This window comes from Pseudidiomarina sp., assembly GCF_048268165.1.
Classification (GTDB): Bacteria; Pseudomonadota; Gammaproteobacteria; order Enterobacterales; family Alteromonadaceae; genus Pseudidiomarina.
Genome location: NZ_JBLWWA010000001.1, coordinates 985069 through 1005940, shown reverse-complemented (window position 1 = coordinate 1005940; position 20872 = coordinate 985069). Strand labels below are relative to the sequence as shown.

Annotated in this window: 17 protein-coding genes; 8 read left to right on the top strand and 9 right to left on the bottom strand. The window is 48.9% G+C overall.

Annotated features, from left to right (window positions below):
* Nucleotides 1-160: 160 nt before the first annotated feature.
* Nucleotides 161-757 (bottom strand): Yip1 family protein, encoded by a 597-nt coding sequence (locus ACN0UY_RS04855; RefSeq protein ID WP_128351164.1) that lies wholly within the window; start codon nt 755-757, stop codon nt 161-163.
* Between the two features lie 177 nt (nt 758-934).
* Between ACN0UY_RS04855 and miaE the strand changes: the two genes are divergently transcribed.
* Entirely contained in the window at nt 935-1696 is a 762-nt protein-coding gene (miaE, locus tag ACN0UY_RS04850; RefSeq protein WP_417665599.1) for a tRNA isopentenyl-2-thiomethyl-A-37 hydroxylase MiaE, read from the top strand.
* Between the two features lie 9 nt (nt 1697-1705).
* Here the strand turns inward: miaE and lpxH are convergent, their stop codons facing one another.
* Both lpxH and ACN0UY_RS04840 read right to left on the bottom strand, forming a co-directional pair.
* On the bottom strand, nt 1706-2452 hold the full coding sequence (gene lpxH / locus ACN0UY_RS04845) for a UDP-2,3-diacylglucosamine diphosphatase (RefSeq protein ID WP_417665598.1): 747 nt from the start codon (nt 2450-2452) through the stop codon (nt 1706-1708).
* A 3-nt stretch (nt 2453-2455) separates the two neighbouring features.
* Nucleotides 2456-2953 carry a peptidylprolyl isomerase gene (locus tag ACN0UY_RS04840; protein WP_417665597.1) on the bottom strand — a complete coding sequence of 166 codons (498 nt, stop codon included), beginning with the start codon at nt 2951-2953 and terminating at the stop codon, nt 2456-2458.
* Between the two features lie 142 nt (nt 2954-3095).
* Between ACN0UY_RS04840 and cysS the strand changes: the two genes are divergently transcribed.
* Genes cysS through ACN0UY_RS04825 form a run of 3 tightly spaced genes read left to right on the top strand, consistent with a single transcriptional unit; the run spans nt 3096 to nt 6946 of the window.
* Nucleotides 3096-4490: a cysteine--tRNA ligase gene (gene cysS / locus ACN0UY_RS04835; protein WP_417665596.1), complete on the top strand. Its 1395-nt coding sequence runs from the start codon at nt 3096-3098 to the stop codon at nt 4488-4490.
* A 24-nt stretch (nt 4491-4514) separates the two neighbouring features.
* Nucleotides 4515-6047 carry a leucyl aminopeptidase family protein gene (locus ACN0UY_RS04830; RefSeq protein ID WP_417665595.1) on the top strand — a complete coding sequence of 511 codons (1533 nt, stop codon included), beginning with the start codon at nt 4515-4517 and terminating at the stop codon, nt 6045-6047.
* A 44-nt stretch (nt 6048-6091) separates the two neighbouring features.
* A complete protein-coding gene (locus ACN0UY_RS04825) occupies nt 6092-6946 on the top strand; it encodes an MBL fold metallo-hydrolase (RefSeq protein ID WP_417665594.1) in 855 nt (284 codons plus the stop codon).
* Between the two features lie 74 nt (nt 6947-7020).
* Here ACN0UY_RS04825 and ACN0UY_RS04820 read toward each other — a convergent pair whose 3' ends face one another.
* The 3 genes from ACN0UY_RS04820 to ACN0UY_RS04810 all read right to left on the bottom strand — a co-directional run bounded on the left by ACN0UY_RS04820 (nt 7021) and on the right by ACN0UY_RS04810 (nt 11986).
* Entirely contained in the window at nt 7021-7419 is a 399-nt protein-coding gene (locus ACN0UY_RS04820) for an acyl-CoA thioesterase (RefSeq protein ID WP_417665593.1), read from the bottom strand.
* Nucleotides 7420-7473: 54 nt separating this feature from the next.
* A complete protein-coding gene (locus ACN0UY_RS04815; protein ID WP_417665592.1) occupies nt 7474-9750 on the bottom strand; it encodes an alpha/beta fold hydrolase in 2277 nt (758 codons plus the stop codon).
* Between the two features lie 94 nt (nt 9751-9844).
* On the bottom strand, nt 9845-11986 hold the full coding sequence (locus ACN0UY_RS04810) for a TonB-dependent receptor (RefSeq protein WP_417665591.1): 2142 nt from the start codon (nt 11984-11986) through the stop codon (nt 9845-9847).
* 149 nt (nt 11987-12135) lie between these two features.
* On the opposite strand from ACN0UY_RS04810, the gene ACN0UY_RS04805 reads away from it, so the two are divergent.
* Nucleotides 12136-13764 (top strand): M28 family metallopeptidase, encoded by a 1629-nt coding sequence (locus tag ACN0UY_RS04805; protein ID WP_417665590.1) that lies wholly within the window; start codon nt 12136-12138, stop codon nt 13762-13764.
* Nucleotides 13765-13858: 94 nt separating this feature from the next.
* On the opposite strand, the gene ACN0UY_RS04800 is transcribed toward ACN0UY_RS04805, so the two are convergent.
* Nucleotides 13859-16246: a zinc-dependent metalloprotease gene (locus tag ACN0UY_RS04800; protein ID WP_417665589.1), complete on the bottom strand. Its 2388-nt coding sequence runs from the start codon at nt 16244-16246 to the stop codon at nt 13859-13861.
* Between the two features lie 32 nt (nt 16247-16278).
* Between ACN0UY_RS04800 and ACN0UY_RS04795 the strand changes: the two genes are divergently transcribed.
* Nucleotides 16279-16752, top strand: coding sequence for an HIT domain-containing protein (locus ACN0UY_RS04795; RefSeq protein ID WP_417665588.1), 474 nt, complete (start codon nt 16279-16281; stop codon nt 16750-16752).
* Here ACN0UY_RS04795 and fldB read toward each other — a convergent pair.
* Entirely contained in the window at nt 16727-17260 is a 534-nt protein-coding gene (gene fldB, locus ACN0UY_RS04790; protein WP_417665587.1) for a flavodoxin FldB, read from the bottom strand. The two genes, ACN0UY_RS04795 and fldB, sit on opposite strands and share 26 nt — an antisense overlap.
* A gap of 122 nt (nt 17261-17382) precedes the next feature.
* Here fldB and ACN0UY_RS04785 point away from each other — a divergent pair, with 122 nt between their 5' ends.
* Complete coding sequence (locus ACN0UY_RS04785; RefSeq protein ID WP_417665586.1) at nt 17383-17670, top strand: YfcL family protein; 288 nt, start codon at nt 17383-17385, stop codon at nt 17668-17670.
* On the opposite strand, the gene mnmC is transcribed toward ACN0UY_RS04785, so the two are convergent.
* Nucleotides 17627-19483 (bottom strand): bifunctional tRNA (5-methylaminomethyl-2-thiouridine)(34)-methyltransferase MnmD/FAD-dependent 5-carboxymethylaminomethyl-2-thiouridine(34) oxidoreductase MnmC, encoded by a 1857-nt coding sequence (mnmC, locus tag ACN0UY_RS04780; RefSeq protein ID WP_417665585.1) that lies wholly within the window; start codon nt 19481-19483, stop codon nt 17627-17629. The genes ACN0UY_RS04785 and mnmC overlap by 44 nt on opposite strands.
* Nucleotides 19484-19617: 134 nt before the next feature.
* On the opposite strand from mnmC, the gene fabB reads away from it, so the two are divergent.
* Entirely contained in the window at nt 19618-20829 is a 1212-nt protein-coding gene (gene fabB / locus ACN0UY_RS04775) for a beta-ketoacyl-ACP synthase I (protein WP_417665584.1), read from the top strand.
* The last annotated feature ends 43 nt before the right edge of the window (nt 20830-20872 follow it).

Here is a 20872-nt window from a genome sequence, read left to right as displayed (position 1 = left end):
CGTGGCAACGTTGACGTGTGCGTAAACTATTAAAAACCGCTCAAGCCTATCAGATTTCTTATTTAAACAGTAGCACTGTGCGTTAGGTTGTTACTGAACCGCCACGAAATAAAAAGCCCAGCGCTGAGGCTGGGCTTGTATGTTTTTCTGCGTGCTTATTTTACATATACTCTGGGCCAAAACCATTGGTCCAAATAATTGCGGAGGTAACCATCAGCACCACCATCATGATTAACCCCGCAGTAACCACTGAGGATGAATACATGAAGCCACGCTCTTCCGGAATATGCATCAGAATAGGAACACCTGAATAGAGCAGATAGACTGAATAAGCCACACCAGCCAAAAAGACCATAGTGACAAACCATAATTCTGGGTACAATGCCGCGACACCAGACATGATTGCAGGTGTTGCTGTGTAGGCCGCTAGTTCAAGCGATTGCGTAAAGGTTGGGTCAGCCCCAAAGGTTTTTGCCATCCAATGAATCAGGTAAGCTAGTGCGAAGGTTGCGATAATAATACCGGCGTACATAGCAATTGCCATGGTCATCGCGCTGGATTGAGTTAGGAATGTGGCTTCACGAGCGCCAATACTCCATCCTAAATGCGCAGACGCGTAATATGCTGCCGCACAAGGTAACAGTGCGATAATCAGGATGTGACTAAGTGCAAAAGTCATACTTTCGTGACGTTGGTCGATGGATTTCCATTCATCGACCGGGTGAGCGTAAAGCCCCCAAATATGATTTAGAATCATGACATTCCTCAACTTCGGTTATTGTTCTGATTTTTTATAGTTTCAATGACGTTTTTTGCACGTCTTACAGTCAATATTGGTCGGATTTTCAGCAGAGTCAAGCAATTTTGCTGAGAATAACCATAAATTATTTGTGTGATTAAAATTTAATCAAATTTACCGGTGAGAGAGTCAACAGTGGATGCACTATTAACCCCAATTCGAAAATTTTTACAGTGTGAAACGCCTACAGCGTGGCTAAATGACGCAGTTAAACCTGAAAATTTACCGAATTTGTTGATTGATCACCTGGTGTGTGAGCTAAAGGCTGCGCAATCGGCAATGTTGTTGATTCGACGTTATGCAGTGGATGATGCGAGCGGCGACGCGTTACTAGCTTGGTTGCAGCCCTATGAAGATTTTGCTTATCGCAAGCGTGGGGATTGGCGTGAGCTGGCCGACCACGAACGCCTCACTAAAGCGATGCTCCCGAAAAGTGATACCGCGTATAGCCAAGTATTAATTGATAAAATGGTCATGCTGATCAAAGAGGAGCTGCACCATTTTTACCAAGTACTGGAGATTATGGATGCGCTCGGTATTGCCTATGACAATATATCTTCAAGCCGCTACGCTCGCGGTATGTTGCGTCATGTTCGTACCCATGAGCCGGCGACATTAATGGATAAGTTAATTTGCGGGGCGTACATTGAAGCACGTTCGTGTGAACGCTTCGCTGCGCTAGCACCACATGTTGACCCTGCGTTGGGAAAATTTTATAGCAGTTTGCTGCGCTCAGAAGCGCGGCATTTTGAGGACTATCTTGAATTGGCGGAGCAAATCTCAGGGCAGCCGATAGCGACACGCGTTGCGTTTTTTGGCGAGATTGAAGCACAGCTGATTCAGCAACCTGATACCGAGTTAAGGTTTCATAGCGGGCCTGTACCAGCAGGGATGTAACGCGGTGAGCTAGAGATTATCGTTGTTTAATGGGGTGGTGATTAGTTGGCTTTCGACTGCAGTGACTTTCAAAAAACTACCTTGTGTGTACCAGTCACCTAACACGATGCGTTCGGCCATTTCACCATTAGGCAAACGGTGGTGATGCACTTTGGGCCGATGTGTATGGCCATGAATCATACGCTGCACATCATAATTCACAAAGGCTTCGCGCACAGCGTGTTCATTGGCATCCATGATGTTTAGCTGGGCCTCACTGAGAGGTTTTTGGGTTTTGCTAGAGGCACGCAATTTGGTTGCAATACGCATACGTAGTTTCAGCGGTAATGCTAATAGAAACTTCTGTATCCAGCGGTGGCGAATTACCTTACGGAAGCGTTGGTAGCTAACATCTTCAGTGCATAAGGTATCACCGTGCAAAATAAGCGTCGGCTGACCGTATAAATTGATAACGCTGGGTTCGGGCAATACTTGCACACCGGTAGTTTCACTAAACCGACGACCAATTAAAAAATCACGATTGCCAGCAATAAAATAAACGGGCACGCCGGAATTTGTCAGCTGCCGCAGCGCTGCTTGCACTGTGGCAGCAAAATCACTGGTGTCATCATCTCCAATCCAGGCATCAAACAAGTCGCCTAAAATATACAAGGCTTCTGAGTGACGGGCTTGTTCTTGCAAAAAACGCTGGAACAGCGCGGTCATATCAGGCCGCGCTGGGCTTAAATGCAAGTCAGAGATGAACCAAGTGGTCATGGTTTACTCGCTAATGCTGGCGCTCTTAATAATCACATCGTCAACTGGCACGTCTTGATGGAATCCAGCATGCGATGTACGTACGGCTTCAATAGCCGTCACAACGTCCATACCTTCTACAACCTCGGCGAAAACACAGTAGCCCCAGCCACCCATACTTTCGTTTTTGAAGTTTAGGAATTCGTTGTCAGCTACATTAATAAAAAATTGTGATGTTGCTGAATGTGGGTCTTGTGTACGGGCCATTGCAACTGTACCCCGGGTGTTCTTCAAGCCATTGTTCGCTTCGTTATCAACCGCTGCTTTTGTCGGCTTTTGGACCATTTCGGTATTAAAGCCGCCGCCTTGAACCATAAAGCCGCGAATAACACGGTGAAACAGCGTATTCTCGTAGAAGCCCTCGCGCACGTAAGAGAGGAAGTTCTCAACGGTTTTCGGGGCTTTGTCAGCGAATAATTCAAGCGTGATATCGCCATGATTTGTATGTAGGGTAACCTGCATCGATTGTGCTCCACGTTTTACAGATGTAAACAGATATAATTTGCGCAGTAGTTTAGCATTGTTTGTGACCTAGGCGCACCTTGCGTTATCATGTCAGTCTTAATTTTATTGTAGTCATGCAGTGAGACAGGAGCAGCCGTGCATGTTGAAAGTTTTTAATACGTTAACCCGCCAAAAAGAGGCGTTTACGCCAATCACGCCAGGCGAAGTGAAGTTGTACGTATGCGGGGTAACCATTTATGACTACTGTCACATTGGTCATGCACGCACCTATGTCGCTTTCGATGTTGTGGTTCGTTACCTACGTGCGCGTGGATACGCGGTCAAGTATGTACGGAACATTACTGACGTTGACGATAAAATCATTCGTCGTGCTGCTGAAAACAATGAATCAATTGGGGCGGTCACGGAACGTTTTACACAGGCCATGCATGACGATTTTGATGCGTTGAACCTGGTTCGTCCTGATGTTGAACCTACCGTGACGGGCCACATGGGCGACATTATTGCCATGATTGAAACCTTGATCGCTAATGGCAACGCCTACGTAGCCAATGACGGTGATGTTTTATTTGATGTGAGCACCTTTGAAGCATATGGCAAATTAAGTCGCCAAAACCTCGAACAATTGCAGTCGGGCGCGCGGGTTGATGTTGCGGACAATAAGCAAGATCCACTCGACTTTGTATTGTGGAAACAAGCCAAAGCGGGCGAGCCGAGTTGGCCTTCGCCTTGGGGTGATGGGCGGCCGGGCTGGCATATTGAGTGTTCAGCAATGAACAAACGCCATTTAGGTGAAAACTTTGATATTCATGGTGGTGGCTCAGATTTGATTTTTCCACACCATGAAAACGAAGTAGCGCAAAGCTGTTGTGCGAACCACAGTAATTATGTGAATTACTGGATGCACAGTGGCATGGTGCAGGTTGATGAAGTGAAGATGTCGAAGTCATTGGGCAACTTCTTCACAATTCGTGATGTGCTGGCGCAATACGATGCTGAAACTGTGCGTTATTTCCTGGTTTCTAGCCATTACCGCTCACAATTGAACTATTCTAAAGAGAATCTTGATCAAGCTCGCGCGGGCCTGGAACGTTTATACACGGCTTTACGCGAAGCACCTGAAGGCGATGTTGATGCGGCACTTACTGCGTCCTACCAAGAGCGCTTTAATGCTGCGATGGACGACGACTTTAATGTACCTGAAGCGATGCCAGTGCTGTTTGATTTAGCGCGTGAAATAAACCGGACCTTGCAAAATGAGCCGAGCAAAGCAGCGGCTTATGCAGCTGAATTGCGGCATCTAGGTGGTTTGTTAGGGGTTTTGCAGCAGCCCGCCGAAAGCTTCTTACAGGGCGGTGACAAAGATGATGTTGCTGCTATTGAAGCATTGATTACCGAACGCAATGATGCACGTGCCGCGAAAGATTGGGGGCGTGCAGACGCCGCGCGTGACGCGTTAAAAGCGATGAATATTGAGTTAGAGGATAGCGCGACCGGCACCAAGTGGCGACGCGAACGAACGAACAACGAATAACGAATAACGAACAACGAGGTTTCTATGTCATTTCCAAAAGTACGTGTATTCGAAAGTTATGCCGCAACAGCCAGCGGTGAATTTGACGGCGTGATTTTACTCGGTGATTTTCAGCGTGATATACCGGATGACTTTGCTGAATTTGTCGCCCAAGCCCAGCAACTTGACGCACGCGTAGGGCAACAGCCGTTATTGACGCCTGCGGACGTATCCGGTGGGCGTTTGATTATTGCACCAACCGGACCACTTACCCGAGATTATGACGATGTGCGCAACGTTGCCGATGCAGCGGGCGCCGCTGCCCGAATTGCGCAGCAAGCAGGTATTGTGAAGCCACTGCTGGTGGTGTTTGGGGTGCCGAATGAAGCACGCTATGGGCAAGCAGAAGCGGTTGCGTATTGGGGGATTTGCCAAGCGCTGTATGAGCCATTGGAAGCGCGTGAGCACTTGGGTGAAGAAAGCATAGAGACCGTGCAAGAAATTGGCATTGTTGGCACTTTAGACGAAACTTGGTTGGAAGCGGTGGAAGCTGGCAAACGGGTCGCTCGTGATTTGGCAGGTACTGAGCCGGAACGTATGGCACCGCCACGCTTTGCCGAGTACTGTCAGCAAACGTTTGCGCACTCGCCTGTACGCGTGACTGTGATTGATGATGTGCAACAACTACAACACGAATACCCATTGCTGATGGCCGTGGCGCGCGCTTCATTGGGAGTTGAGCGTCATCAACCCTGTGTTGTGCGGCTTGAATATAAAGCGCCAGCAGCTGAACAAACGCTGATGTTTGCCGGTAAAGGCATTGTCTATGATACGGGTGGTGCGGATGTTAAAACCGGTGGGCATATGGCTGGCATGAGCCGTGACAAGGGCGGCGCCGCTGGCGTAGCTGGATTTGTTAAAACGGTTGCTGAAATGCGTCCTGAAACATTGAACGTGGTGGCGGAACTTGGCGTGGTGCGCAATAGCATAGGTGCAGACGCATTTGTCGCCGATGAAATTATTACAGCGCACAGTGGTGTGCGTGTCCGTATCGGTAATACCGATGCAGAAGGGCGTCTCGTATTGGCAGATTTACTGTCACATTTACGTGAAGAAGCGCCGAACTATCCACGCCCGCAATTATTCAGCGTTGCAACCTTAACCGGACATGCAGCTTTGGCGAAGGGCCCTTACACCGCATTGATCCCGAATGGTCCAGCACGCGTAAATGAATTGACTGAAAAGTTATGGGAAGCGGGTGAAGTTTATGGCGACCCGACTGAAATCTCGTGGTCACGTCGTGAAGATTACGATTTTGTGCGTCCGCGGACAAAATCTGACGACACGCTTTCCAGTAATAATGGGCCTTCTGCAACAACCCGGCGTGGACATCAGTTCCCAATGGCATTTTTAGCGATTGCAGCGGGTCTTGATAAACACGGTACCGATAGTCAACAACCTTTGCCTTTTGTGCATGTAGACATTGCAGGTAGTGGTATAGAAGGCGGAGACTGGCAACATGGTAAGCCGACAGCGGCACCAGTTACTTGCTTTGCAGGTTGTTACTTGCATCAATAAGCACTTTTAAGAAGGTGCTAACGCACTGACACAGGAGAAACTCAATGCGTGGTTTGAAATTTGGTTTTATTAGCGCGCTGTATCTATTTACAGCATTTGCAGTACAAGCCCAGTCGAACATGGATAACGTGGAGATTAAAGCCACGCAATTGAGCGAGCGGGTGTATATGTTAACCGGTATGGGCGGCAATATTGGCGTGTACGTGGGTGACGACGGTGTGGTCATGATTGATGCTCAGTACAAAGGGCTGGCGGATAAAATTAGCGCGGCCATCGCTGAAATTTCTGAGCAACCAATCAAGACGTTGGTCAACACGCATTTTCATGGCGATCACACTGACGGTAACGCGGCATTTGCGCGCAAAGGCGTAACGGTGGTTGCACACGACAATGTACGGGTTCGTTTGGCAGCAAACAATGACTTTGATACTGCCGGTTTGCCGAAAATGACATTCAAGCAAATGCACAGTGTCGACACCGGCGATGCGTCCATCAAGTTAACGCATTACCCGAACGGCCACACCGATGGTGACATTATTGTTTGGTTCCCAAATAGCAACGTGATTCATGCCGGTGATTTGTTCTTTGTGGATCGTTTCCCGTTTGTTGACTTAAATGCTGGCGGTAACGTTCAAGGCTATATTGATAACGTGCGTGCAGTTGTTCAACAGTTGGATGCGGACACACAAATTATTCCAGGCCACGGTGGCTTATCGAACCGTGATGATTGGATTCGTTTGGTGGATATGATGGAAGCCACACGTGCCGAAGTTATGGCGATGAAAGAACAAGGCATGACCGAAGATGAAGCTGTTGAGAGCGGTTTGAGTGAACAGTGGGCCGATTGGTCGTGGAACTTTATTACTGAAGAGCGCTGGATTCGTACGCTTTATAAGTAATTCTGAAAGAAATAAAAAAGGCCGAAACAGTCGTTTCGGCCTTTTTTTTGACTTCTGCTGAGAACAAAACGCAACTACATCGGCGTTTCAATAGGCAGTGCATCAAGCTCTGCTTTGGTTTTACCATGCGGTTGTGGTGTGCGTGTTTCTGGGTCGATATGAACGAAAACAATATCATCGGCGACACAGATATTTTGTTTGGTTTGTTTGTTGCGTACCACGCAGGTAACCGTGACTGACGACTTGCCCACTTTTTTCACACCAAGGCCAAACTCAACCACATCACCTTGGTAGGCGGATGTATCAAAGCTGATGGCCCCAATGTGTTTGGTGACCAGACTTTTTGCGTCAAGCTGACACGCAGCAAAAATATATGCTTCTTCGTCAATCCACTCGAGAATACGGCCGCCGAACAAAGAGCCGGCGAAGTTGAGATCGTTTGGCATAACCAAGCGGCGGGATAAAAAGCGCATCTGTTTTCACTCCATGTGGGTTTTGATGCGCTCAGTATAACGTATCCAGCAAGGTTAACGTAAGTGCCGAGAGAAAAACTCGGCAATCATGGTGTAGCGATGAATACTCGCCGTTCGCCCGCGAATACCATGGGCTTTGCCGGGATAAGCCATCATTTCAAAGGGCAGCATCGATTGCTGCAATCGGTGCGTTAGCAACGCGGTATGGCTAAACAGTACATTGTCATCGGCCATGCCGTGGTAAATCAACAAGGGCTGTTCAAGCGTATCCGCATAGGTCAATACATTGGCCTGTTGGTACCCTTCAGGATTATCTTGCGGGGTGCCCATGTAGCGCTCGGTATAATGTGTATCATACAGCGCCCAATCAGTAACTGGGGCGCCGGCAACTGCCGCGCTAAACAATTCTGGCGCGCGCATAATCAAGTGCAGTGCCATATAGCCGCCATAACTGTGCCCAAAAACCCCAATCTGATTGGCGTTTACATAGGGCTGTTGTGCGAGCCACTGGGCGCCGAGTTTTTGATCGTCAACTTCCAACATACTCAATTGACGATAGATGCCAGTTTCAAATTGGCGGCCGCGATTGCCGCTGCCCCGATTGTCTAATTTGAATACCACGTACCCTTGTTGCACCAGGTACTGGGTAAAATAATCACCCCAACTATTGGTTACACGCTGCGCACGCGGGCCGCCATATACTAATACCACTGCCGGATGATTTTGGTTGTCAGCAATCTGGGCAGGCTTGTTAATTTGATAGTACAAGCGCTGGCCATCTGCGGCATTAATGTGACCAAACTCTGGGAAACTCCAGGTGGCCAAATAAGGCGAAAGCGGATGCTGTTGGTCTAAACGGTTTTCATGTAACCAGGTGATGCGTTGTCCCGTAGGACCATGCAGGCTCACTTGCGGCGGTTGGCGCGCGCTGGAAAAGTAATCGATATAGCTACGGCCATCGCTGGCAAATACCACCTCGTGCATGCCTGCGCGGCTACTGAGTTGGCTGGGCTGGCTGGGTGTTGTGGTATTCAGGTTCACCCGATACAAATGGCGCTCAAGGGGCGATTGTTTACGCCCAGTGAAATAAACCACGCCTGTAATTTCATCGACGTGGCGCAAGCTGTCGACCATCCAATCACCGCTGGTGAGCTGGCGAATTAAGCTGCCGTCAGTACGATACAAATAAAGATGTTTAAACCCGCTGCGCTCAGAGGCCCAAATGAAGTAACGGCTGTCATCAAGAAAGTACAAGTCATCATTCAGGTTGATCCAACTGGTGCTGGTTTCCTCAATCATCGCCTGTGGCGTCTTTTCAGTGAGCTGCTGGCGATACAGTGTCAGACGATTTTGTGCGCGATTTTGCCATTGGTAGCTGATGCTTTTGCTATCCGGCAACCATTGAACACGCGCAAGATAGCCAGCTTGATGACGCTCTTGTAATTCCAGCCACTTAAATTCTGGCGGCTGCACCGCCTCGGCATCGAAATTTGGTAATCGCATTAAACCAAGGTCAATGTCGACATTAGCAGTACCCGCGGCAGGATAACGCTGTTCAACCAGCTCACTGCGATCAGCATGCACGTCAACACGGCGCTGCACAGCAACAGGAGATAAATCGATGCGTGTAACCGCTAAATGAGTTTCGTCGGGGCTCCACCAGTACCCTGTCATGCGTTTCATTTCTTCTTGCGCGACAAACTCTGCCGTCGCGAACTGCTCATTGGTCTGTGAACGCTGGGTAAGTTGATGGGTTTTGTTGGTGGCTCGGTCAATGACAAATAAGTTGTAGTCATGAACAAAGCTGATGTACGTACCTTGCGGCGAAAAGCGTATATCGGTTGCAAATAAGTTATCGTCCGTAAGCTTGCTCGCTTGCTTGGCCGCACGGTCAAACAGGTAAAGCTGGCCATTAACCGGAAAGAGTATCGCCGTGCTGTCAGGCGCCCAATAGTAATCGACAATACCACTTGAGCGCACCCGCAATCGTTCACGTCGCGCTTGCTCTTCGGCCGAAAGTTGCTGGTTTGGGTTGGTAAGGTCGGCAGCTTTTACGATGCGTTGATGTTGGTTTTCACGTACATCATAAAGCCATAAATCAAGTACGTTCGGATGCTCTGTCGAGCCAGCCAGATAACTTACATGCGTGCCGGAAGGCGAGAATTTGATTTGCTGTGGTGCAGAGGTGGTTAAATTGGGCGCTGAAAAAATACGCTCGATGGATAACCCTTCAACCGCTTCAATAGTTGCTGCTGATTGTGCCGCCGCACTAGGTAAAAAACAGGTTCCTAGTAAGGCGGCACATGTAATTAGTACGACTGCAATGCGCATTGCGACCTAGTCTCGTTAATAGAATTTACGTAACTAGTTTATCAAAGCCTGCAGCAATACTTGTGACAGTGCGATAAAGCGCACACTCAGTGCGCTAGAATTCTCCACGCAAGCCAATACTGAAGTTACGGCCGCGCATTGGCGCATCATCTTTTAGGAACGATGTATGCACAAACGCAAGTTCGTCAGTGAGGTTTTCGCCTTTTAAATAAATACTAATGTTATGACTTGCAAAGGCGCGAGGAAACCAATTCACTTGCGCATTCAACAAGCCAAAACTGTCTGTCTGTTCTTCGAAAGGCGCGACAAAAGATTGCTTGTTATACCAGGTATAACCCAGTTTGCTTTCCCATTGATCAGCGGCATAACGTAGTTCCGCGCCAATTCGCTGTGAAGGAATGCGGGGCAGGTTCTCGTTATTATCGCGCGTTTTCGCTTTAACAAAGTCACTAAACGCATGCAATTCAAGTTGGCTGGTCAGTTCGTAATAACCACTTAGTTCAAAGCCGTACAGAGCTACATCGCGTTGGGTGTAGGCAATGACAGGCAGGCCATCATCATGATCATGAATGTCGTCGTGGGTATGCGCACCGGCATGTTCCTCCGGTTTTTCAATGTCTAAGCTGTTGATACCGGTAAACTCACCAAAAACGAAGTCATCAACTCGGTTGTAGAACAGGTTCCAATCCATATGGAAACGGTTGAAATCGAGGTGCAAACCTAAATCGAGATTGTTCGACTTTTCAACTTGCGGCGACTGGTCTGCGGCTTCAAGGTGATAGGCATGCTCGTCTTCAGGGTGCAGCGCATAAGTTAAGCCGATTTCATAGGTTTGCGTGGCCAGATGGGCACCATTTGAAAATAGCTCGTTGGCCGACGGTGCACGCTGCGCATGACTGATATTGGTAGAAAACTGCATTCCTGTAGTAATCGGGTAGGTAAATCCAACTGAGGCAGACAGCGGTGAAAACGAATAGTCATTGACTGCAACGTCTTCAACCCGCGCACCAACCTGCCAGTTGAGTTCAGCCATGTCGCGCTCGAGCAGCCAGAATAGCCCGTGCTTGGTGGTGTCCGAATTAGGTGTGTAAGCTTCTTCACCAAAAGCGGTTTGTGCTTGATCAAAATAGTGGTAGCCAAATGCACCTGTCCAGCCAGCAAGTGCAGCATGATTGGCCGTTATGCGCAACTCGTGCTGATTGTTCGTGAAGGTGGTGCTGGGGGCATTGTCTTCAATTTCTTGATGCTGATAATCTGTAAATCCGTAGCTGAGGTCAAGCCGCTCGATGCCGGCTGTTGGATTCGTCATGGCACCACGTACTTGCACGCGATTTTGCCACATATCGGCAAATGGCCCGGCTTCTGCCACGTCATCTTGATGCACTTCTTCGTCGGCATGCTCGTCTTCATGGGCGTGGTGACCAGGAATGCCATACTGTTGCTCAAGTCGGCCATAAGAAATGCCAATAAAGCCGTTGTCAAAAATATAGCTAAGCCCAAGGTTTGCACCTTGTGCATCAATAAAACTGTTCTCAATTGAGGTCAGTGTTTCGCCTTCGTCATTCACAAATTTTGGCACATCATAATCGTCACTGCGCCGTTTAAAGCCGTCAAAGTGCCACACGGTGTTGTTGTGATCGGCACTGAAGCCAACGGTTGCTTCACGCAAGTTACTGGCTGTGTCGAAGGTGGTGCCATAAAAGCCTTTTGTACCGCCGATAAGCTCTTGTGCAATGCGATTATCGACAACGTTGACTACGCCGCCAATAGCGCCTGAGCCGTACAGCAAGGTTGCAGGGCCACGGAAAATTTCGATTTGCTGGGCCACGGATGTTTCAGTGGTCACGGCATGGTCAGGCGAACCGCGCGATACATCACCGGTGTCGAGACCATTTTGGGTGATCTTAACGCGCGGGCCGTCTAATCCGCGCACAATCGGGCTGCTGGCAACGCCAGCAAAGTGGGTCGCATTGATGCCAGGTTCGTGGGCGAGCGTTTCACCAAGTGTATGCGCTTGCTGTTCTCGTAACTGATCGCCAGCTAGCACCGAAATAGGCTGTGCTGAGTTTAAGACCGTACGATTTAAAGGGCTTGCGGTAACAACAATAACTTCCGTATCTTCGTGCTCATGACCTTCAATGTCGACTTGCTGAGCTGACGCTGTAGTAAACGTGGCCGCGCTGACAAAACTTGTTACTAATAATGCCAAGGGGCTTTTACGAAACTGCGATACCATAGCTTGGGATCTCCGAACTGCTGTTTGTATGTAATGTTATAATATAACAATACAATAAGTTTTTACGTGCAGCAAGCGCTAGTATGCGTTGATGAGGTTGGTTACACTGTCGGCGATACTTTTAATTTATTCATAACTGGAAGTTTATTATGCGATTTTCTTCTTACATTGGTGTTATTGCATTAGCGTTGGGTCTTACTGCCTGCGTTGATGACACACAATCGAGTGCCGCACCAAGTGCGGATGCAGTTGCGCTACAGGCGCATTTGGAATTTTTGGCAAGTGACGATTTAGAAGGCCGGGACACTGGCAGTCGTGGTCATGAAATTGCCGCCAAATACATTGCCACAGAATTTAAAAGCCTGGGCCTTGAGCCAGCGGGTGACGATGGCACTTACTTTCAGCGGATCAAGTTTCGTCGTAGCTTTTTAGAAGAAAATAGCGCGTCATTTACGCTCGATACCGGTGACGGCAAAGTTGAACTGGAATATCCAAAACAGTTTCTGACAGGCCCAAGCCCATACAGCGAACAAGACGATGTTGAAGCGCCGTTGGTGTTTGTTGGTTATGGCTTAGTTTCTGATGCCTTTGGTATTGATGATTATGCTGGCCTTGATGTTGAAGGTAAAATTGTGGTCATGGTAACGGGCCGTCCAGAAAGCCTCCCGAGCGAAGAAGGTGCGCACTTAAATAGCAGCAAAACCAAATTCGCTGCTGAACGCGGCGCTGTGGGTATCATTAATTTGCATACGCCAGCGCGCGAAGAAGTGCGTCCGTTTGAAGTCAGCATTATGTATCAACGCGCACCAAGTGTACGCTGGTTGCACCCAAATGGTGAACCCAATGTGGCCTTCAAAAATATTGCGGCTTCAGCTTATGTTCATCATGAAGCTGCGCAGCAATTATTCGTGAATGCGCCGGTTAAACTTGATGCTATTTTCGCACAACTTGAAGCGGGTGAATCGCCACAGGGGTTTGACCTGGGTGTAACAGCACGTTTGCAGCGTGAATCGCGTCATGAAGAAATCACCAGCCCGAACGTTGCCGCGGTATTACCAGGCAGTGACGAAAACTTGAAAGATGAATACGTGCTGTATACGGCGCATTCAGATCATATTGGTGTAACGAAAGACTTGAGCCAAGACGACCACATCAACAACGGTGCTATGGATAACGCTTCTGGTGTGTCTGTAATGCTGGAAACTGCACGGATGTTTACCGAAGCAGGGCAGCAGCCAAAGCGTTCAATTATGTTCTTATCGGTTACTGCAGAAGAGCGTGGTTTATTGGGTGCTGACTACTTTGCGCATCACCCGACCGTACCATTAGGTCAGATCGTTGCTAACGTTAACCTTGATATGCCGGTATTGTTGTATGACTTTGCTGATGTTATTGCCTTTGGTTCTACGCATTCTACATTAGGTGATAGCGTTTCGCGTGCTGCGGGTCAATTTGGTATTGAGCTGAGTGACGATCCAATGCCAGAGCAGGCTATTTTCACGCGTTCAGACCATTACCCGTTCGTGAAGAAAGGTGTTCCGGCAGTATTCCTAATGACCGGTTTTACATCGAAAACTGAAGGTGAAGACGGTGGCGAAGTTTGGGGTACATTCTTTGCTGAGCATTATCACCGCCCGAGCGACCAGCCAGATTTACCGATCAACTACGAAGCTGGGGTTACTTTTACCAATATTAACTATGCGATTGGTCAAGAAATTAGCAATCAAGTAGAACGTCCACGTTGGTTAGAAGAAAGCTTCTTTTCGCAGCTTGATTAATCCTTAAGTTAGCGGCGTAATTTAGGCTGCTAGAAACAAAAAACCACCAACATTTGTTGGTGGTTTTTTTATGGGCGAGAAGTAACCCTTAAGTTTAAATTGGCGAGCCAGGAGGCAGCGCAGGGGCAGGTTTTAATGGCCACGGTTTACCGGCCTGCCATTGCGTGAGTGCATACACTGCATAGTCACGATGTGCCGATGCAGGGGCTTGTTGCCATTGTTGCAGCTGGCTCTGCAAGAAGCTAAATAACGGCGCTTTGACGGCTGCACTAAGTTGCTCGTTCTGATAAGCACGCACTATTGCGTCTAAACTTTCAAAGGCTAAGCGCTGGGTCAGAGTATTTGCCTTGGGTGCTTGAGCAGGTGCAATCGCAGCTTCAGCAACGTGCTTTAATACCGCGGCAACATCAGGAATCGCCGCGATACGGCTATGCTGCTGTTGCAAACGTTCTAAGCGCTGCGGATGAAGCAACAGGTCGAGCACAAAGCGGGCACTGCTGGCCGCCATCGTATCGGTATCAGCAACGAGCCCGGTTAAGCCAGTAAAGCGCTCACGGTCATAACCTTCACCATAGGCGGATGGCGCCAGTATTGAAACAATGTGTTCAGGTAGGTTGAGCGTGTCAGCAGTGAGTGTCTGCGTAATCACCTGCAAGGCACGATGCTGTTGTGAGGCATTTACCGGACGAATATCGGCAGCTTCTTCGCCCTTAACAGCGTAGCTGTAATGCAGGCCAGCGACCATTTTTACCGCCGCTTCAACTTGGTAGCGGTGTAATAAATACATCGGGACCAACACATTATTGAGTTCGCTTAATGGGCGACCTGCAGCTAAATTGCCTAATCCGAAGCGTTGCAGGGCAGTTTTTCGTACTGCCAAAACGCGTTCCAGTTCAGTCACAGCATCACTGCCGTTATCCCACAAGTGAGCATCAGGGTGCGCACCGCCCGCCGCACGGGCATCGCGGTCTGATATAAATTGTAGCCCGAGGCGTTTATTTTGCGCTAATACGTTCTCTAAATCGCCATTTCCGTAGCCGTAGGCCACCACTTGCATATCCCAAAGGCCCAAGCCTTCAGTGTATGCACCGGCTAATGTTAAACCGCCTGAGGCCGTGTCGATACTGATCAGCGGATGAGGATAATCCATTACCGAGGCGCGGTCGTTGGCGCTGGCAGCGAAATTGTGGGCGATACCCAAAGTATGGCCAATTTCGTGTGCCGACAGTTGTCGAATTCGGGCCAAAGCCATTGCTTCTATTTTATCGAGCAATTCTTGTTGTTGCTCTGGTGTGTCTGCGGCAAAAGGCGCCAACAAACCTTGCGCAATTAACATGTCTTGTCGCACACGCAGTGAACCTAAGGTTACATGCCCTTTGATAATTTCACCGGTGCGTGGGTCGATAATCGATGAACCATATGACCAGCCACGGGTAGCACGGTGTACCCATTGAATCACGCTATAGCGCACATCCATCGGATCGGCACCGGCCGGTAATTCGCGAACTTGAAAGCCATTTGGATAATCAATTGCAGCAAAAGCTTCAGCCCACCAGCGGCCCCCCTCAAGCAAAGCGGTTCGAACAGGTTCCGGCACACCGGGATCAAGGTAATAAATGATCGGCTCGTCTTTGCTCAAGCGGTGGCGCGGAATATGTTGTACCGTGGTGGATTGATCCAGTGGCGCGGCATAATCACTATGGGTTTCAGCCCAGAAACCACTTTGCGGATGAAATTCACGGGTTACATAATTATCGTCAGGAAGGCGAATAAACGAGTGATGTAAATGCAAGGTAATATGATTCGGATCTGCCGCCACACTGCGTATATATTGTCCTGTGCCTTCGCCACTAAAGGTTACCTTGGCTTCAAGTTCAGTGTTATCTGGAAACGCTTTGCTGCGCGCCGGATAAATCACTGACTTATCAGCACTTAATTTGAATTGCCCCTGTTTCGTGTCGCGTAAGCGGTTCACAACCCCGTGCGTGTCACTCAACAAAAAAGGCGTGTAATCGATGATAACTGCGTTGGCATCGGCTGCCACCACATCAAAGCCAGCAATCACCGAGTCGGCAAAAGCTTCATTGATGCTGGCTCGCTCTGCGGCATTGTCAGTATTGGCACGAAATTGCGTGTTGTGTTGCAACAGCAAGGCCTTATCACCTTCAATATAGAAGCTGGCTAAGCGCGTCGCGCCAAGCTGACCGCGGTCAAGACCAATATCGTTCGAGCCAAACCCCCATGGTAAACTGGTTTGGAAAATGAACTGCGGTGCCTGACGCGGAACCTGCAGATAAATTTTCCCTTTTGCTTGGTCATGATAGAAGGTAAAAAAACCTTCGTGCTCGGTTAACTCAGCAGTAAACTGAGTGACAGCGGAAGACGATTGTGCCTTCGCTTGCGGTGTTGGTGCCGCCGTAGCCGATGACAGACTCAGGCTAACGGCAAGAGTTAGAGCAATAATGTAAACGATGCGTAGCATGCTTTTGACCCACAAATTTGATGGATTGAACAATGATAAAAAACCGTTATAGCAAACTCGCTGGCCAAAGTAACCACACGAATCCGACACAAGCGGCTGACGGCCAATTATTTACGTTAGATCAGCGCTTGGGTCATGACAGTTTTCTGCTGGTGCAGTGGCAACTATGCGAACTACGACGTTTCGATGACGCGCGCTATGATTGGTTGATGTTAGTGCCGCGGGTGGCTAACTGCGTGGAATTCATTGAGCTCTCGGAGTCGCAACAACAGCAATTGGCGACTGAAATTCGCCAAGCCTCGTTATTACTAAAACAGCATGGGCGGGGTGAAAAGTTAAATATTGGTGCATTGGGAAACGTGGTAAGTCAGTTGCATATTCATCTGGTACTGCGCAGTGAACAGGACCCAGCTTGGCCGGGCCCGGTTTGGGGGCATTCGCCCGCACAACGATTCAATGATGAGGAGCGGGCTGCTGAGCTTAAACGCTGGCAAGCTCTTCTTTAAGCTGCGCGCACCATTGCTGAATGCGTGCCTCACTGAGCTCGTATTGACTGTCTTCATCAAGCGCCAAACCAACAAAAAATTCGTCACCAGCGGTGAGCGCTTTCGATGCAGCGAAGTCATAGCCTTGATTGGGCCAAAAACCGATGCGTACACAGCCTTGCGTGCCGGGGTTCGCTGCGAGTTCGTCGTGCAACATACCTAAGGCATCCTGAAACCAGTCGGTGTAACCAACCTGATCGCCCATGCCGAACAACGCAACCACCTTATTATTCAGTTGAAGTTCGGCAATGTCACTCCAGTGACTTTCCCAATCTTCTTGAATTTCGCCAAAGTCCCACGTTGATAGGCCAAAAATGATGACGTCAAAGTCTTCGGCTTGCTGCAACGGAACATCTTTTATGTTGAACAGCTCAACTTCACCGTCTGCAAACTGAGCTTGAATTTTTTCCGCTGCAATTTCCGTGAAGCACGTGGTTGAGCCATAAAATAAACCAATACGTAAAGCCATAGTATCTCGTATGGATAGCGTCAATGAATGAGGTATTAGTGTATCAGAAAATCATCAGTTTATGATATGCTTCGCCGCCTAAATCATCCGACCCACATTCGCTTTTTTGAGGTATCGCAATTATGGCATCCGCAGCATTTAATCATTTCGTGCAATCGCTTGAAACCGTGTTTGATCAGGCCGTAACAGATGGTACTGATGATGAGCTATTTGCCAGTGGTTATTTGCGAGGCCATTTTGACTTAGTGGTGGCGCAACTTGAGTTGAATGATGCTGCCCGTACCGATGCAGTATTACCCGCAGTGCAAGCATCGGTTGATCAAGCGAAGCATGAGTTGGCCCCCGCTGACATGACCCACATTCAAGCTATGTTAGATCGGCTTGAAGCCGCTGCGGCGCAAGCCGACTAATCAAATCAGCACTTATTGGTAATGGCTCCTGCAGCCACTGCCCAACTAGCAGCTCCGCGCACAGCGGGGCGCTGGTGAACCCGCGTGAACCTAAACCACCCAATACGCCTAATGAAGGTGTTAGCCAGCCACACGCGGGCAAGTGATCACGTGTGGTGTTTCGCAGCGAGGCTCTATCAGCAATCGGTTCAAGTTGCCCGGTCCAGTTGTTGTTCAAATTATCATGCAAGGTGGCCAAATTTTCGGCGGTATCTTGCGCTGTAGGTTGGGCAAATTGCTCGGTGTCGAATTTTCGCGCATAGGTGGCGCCGACACAATGTGTACCATCTTGTGCTGGTGTAAAATACCCCTTGTAACAGACGACTACAGGGCACTGTTCACTGATTTTATTTGCTTTTACCTGAGAGACCTGTCCGCGGACATTTTGAAATGTCATTTGCCAAGGCTTGAGCAACTGCTCTAAGCCAGCCCCTGCCGCAACAATCAGGGTGGTTGCATGAAGTTTTTGGCCTGTGGTGGTGTTAAGCTGCCAGCCATCGACGTGTGCCTGAATGTCGGTTATTGGATCAACAATAGTTAGCGTCACCATGTCACCGCATGCAGCCAGTATTTGCTCTACTAATTTATGGGGCGGAACCCAACCTGCTTTTGGATAATATAAAGACGGCATCGCCGGCAAATGAGACCAAAGCTGTTGGGTTTCATCAGCGCTTAAGCCCTTAACTGTTGCTGGGCTGTATATATCAGCCGCCATAATTTTTTCATGACGCTGCTCGCGTGCCGCATTAAAAGCCAACTGCACAACGCCTGTTTCGTGCCACTGTACAGGGGCTACCTGCTGATAAAATTGGCGTGCATGATCAAAAGCACTAAGAAAAAATTGTGTTAACGGACTGAGCTCAGCGTGCAGCAATGGGTAAACCGCACCTTGCGCATTCCCAGACGCCCCGTCGGCAATCCCGGTGGTGAGCAAGTCAACGCGATACCCGCGTCGGGTTAATGACCATGCTGCGCAAGCCGCAGCTATGCCACCACCAACAACGGTAACGTGCTTATTAGCGATTTGGGATGTTTTAGCAGGTGCGAGACTGTGGCCATAGAGCATTTCTCGTTTATGGCGAAAACCTTTGGCTTTGTTGACAGTAAAGCCCGCAGCCTGCAAATCACGGCGCACCGCACCGGCAGCGGTGAAAGTGGCAAAGGTGGCGTTGTTGCGACAACTTTGTGCCATTGCAGCGTAGATACTCGGTTGCCACATTTGTGGGTTTTTGTCGGGCGAAAAGCCATCGAGGAACCATGCATCAACCGTTTGCTGGGCATGCGGAAGCCACTGCGGCAATTGTTGATGTATATCACCGAACCAAACATCCAGAGTCACGCGACCTTGGCAAAATTGCATGCGGTGACAGCCCTGGTGTGGCGCTGGATAAGCTTTTATTAGCTCAGCCGCTTCATTCGCAAGTTCAGGGAAGTGACTTAAGGCGCGTTTTAAATCAGCTGCAGGTAAAGGGTGCTTTTCAAATGAAATAAAGTGCAGCCGCAGTTGCGGTGGCGCATGCTTTTGAAACGCGGCCCAACAGGCGAGAAAATTCAGCCCAGTGCCAAACCCAGTTTCGGCAATCGTAAAGGTTGTATAAGAATGCGTTTGCCAGCGCTTTTCGAGATCGTTATGCTGGATGAATACGTATTGGCTTTCGGCCAACCCGTTTTCGTTGGTAAAATAGATATCGTCAAATTCAGTGGAAACAGGTAACCCAAATGCGTTATAGGTAACTTTTGCGGGTGACGGACGATCAGCTGACTGATGATTCACGAGTGAAAACTCACAACATTCGGTTAAAGATGCGTATTAGTTTAACAATATTTGGGTAAAAAGGCGGAAAGCAGACCACTTTTTTACAGAAGTGGGCTAACATACACGAGCGCTCAGCAAGACAGGATATGAGAATGAGAAGAGCAGTGATTACCGGCCTTGGCATTGTGTCAAGTATCGGCGTGAACAAACAAGAGGTGTTGGAGTCGTTGCAACAAGGACGCTCGGGCATCGAATTCTCTCAAGAGTTTGCAGATATGGGTCTGCGTTGCCAGGTATGGGGGCCAGTTCGGACCAACCCGGCTGACCATATTGATCGTAAGGCATTTCGCTTTATGGGCAACTCAGCCGCTTATGCCTATATGGCTATGGCGCAAGCTATTGAAGATGCAGCTTTAACAGAAGAGCAAATCTCGAACCCGCGTACTGGGTTGGTGGTAGGTTCCGGTGGTGCGTCTGGTGAACATCAGGTGGGTGCCGCAGATACCTTGCGTGAAAAAGGTGTGAAACGTGTTGGGCCTTATATGGTTCCGCGTTGTATGGCGTCAACTACCTCTGCATGTTTGGCAACGCCATTCAAAATTAAAGGGGTGAACTATTCGATTAGTTCAGCTTGTGCAACGTCAGCGCATTGTATCGGGCATGCACTTGAATTGATCCAATTAGGCAAACAAGACCGCGTGTTCGCAGGCGGTGGTGAAGAGCTGCATTGGACGCTTGGTATGGAATTTGACGCTATGGGTGCATTGAGTACGAAGTACAACGATGACCCAACGAAAGCGTCACGTACTTACGACGCTGACCGTGACGGGTTTGTTCCTGCTGGCGGCGGCGGTATCGTGGTCGTTGAAGAGTTAGAAACCGCGCTTGCACGTGGTGCCCATATCTACGCAGAAATTGTCGGGTATGGCGCAACGTCTGATGGCTATGACATGGTTGCTCCTTCTGGTGAAGGTGCAGTGCGTTGCATGAAGATGGCGATGGAAACAGTTGATACACCAATTGACTACCTGAACACGCATGGAACTTCGACGCCAGTAGGTGATACCAAAGAACTGGAAGCGATTCGTGAAGTGTTTGGTGATGCATCACCTTTTATCAGTGCAACGAAAGCTATGACCGGGCACTCATTGGGGGCTGCAGGTGTGCATGAGGCCATTTATTCATTGTTAATGATGAAGCATAGCTTTGTAGCACCTTCAATTAACATTGAAAACCTGGACCCTGCTGCAGGCGACATGAATATCATTCGTGAACCTAAACAGACTGAACTGACAACCGTCATGTCGAACAGTTTTGGTTTCGGTGGAACTAACGCAACGTTAGTTTTGCGTAAATATCAATAAAATTAACATCTTCATCTAATAGACGATGGTAAAAAGGTGCGCA

Coding starts and splice junctions, on each gene's coding strand:
- ACN0UY_RS04820 (WP_417665593.1), bottom strand. CDS start 7,419: ATGCGCTTTTTATCCCGCCGCTTGGTTATGCCAAACGATCTCAACTTC.
- ACN0UY_RS04810 (WP_417665591.1), bottom strand. CDS start 11,986: ATGGTATCGCAGTTTCGTAAAAGCCCCTTGGCATTATTAGTAACAAGT.
- ACN0UY_RS04830 (WP_417665595.1), top strand. CDS start 4,515: ATGTCATTTCCAAAAGTACGTGTATTCGAAAGTTATGCCGCAACAGCC.
- ACN0UY_RS04800 (WP_417665589.1), bottom strand. CDS start 16,246: ATGCTACGCATCGTTTACATTATTGCTCTAACTCTTGCCGTTAGCCTG.
- cysS (WP_417665596.1), top strand. CDS start 3,096: ATGTTGAAAGTTTTTAATACGTTAACCCGCCAAAAAGAGGCGTTTACG.
- ACN0UY_RS04815 (WP_417665592.1), bottom strand. CDS start 9,750: ATGCGCATTGCAGTCGTACTAATTACATGTGCCGCCTTACTAGGAACC.
- fabB (WP_417665584.1), top strand. CDS start 19,618: ATGAGAAGAGCAGTGATTACCGGCCTTGGCATTGTGTCAAGTATCGGC.
- lpxH (WP_417665598.1), bottom strand. CDS start 2,452: ATGACCACTTGGTTCATCTCTGACTTGCATTTAAGCCCAGCGCGGCCT.
- ACN0UY_RS04855 (WP_128351164.1), bottom strand. CDS start 757: ATGATTCTAAATCATATTTGGGGGCTTTACGCTCACCCGGTCGATGAA.
- ACN0UY_RS04840 (WP_417665597.1), bottom strand. CDS start 2,953: ATGCAGGTTACCCTACATACAAATCATGGCGATATCACGCTTGAATTA.
- ACN0UY_RS04785 (WP_417665586.1), top strand. CDS start 17,383: ATGGCATCCGCAGCATTTAATCATTTCGTGCAATCGCTTGAAACCGTG.
- ACN0UY_RS04805 (WP_417665590.1), top strand. CDS start 12,136: ATGCGATTTTCTTCTTACATTGGTGTTATTGCATTAGCGTTGGGTCTT.
- ACN0UY_RS04795 (WP_417665588.1), top strand. CDS start 16,279: ATGATAAAAAACCGTTATAGCAAACTCGCTGGCCAAAGTAACCACACG.
- fldB (WP_417665587.1), bottom strand. CDS start 17,260: ATGGCTTTACGTATTGGTTTATTTTATGGCTCAACCACGTGCTTCACG.
- ACN0UY_RS04825 (WP_417665594.1), top strand. CDS start 6,092: ATGCGTGGTTTGAAATTTGGTTTTATTAGCGCGCTGTATCTATTTACA.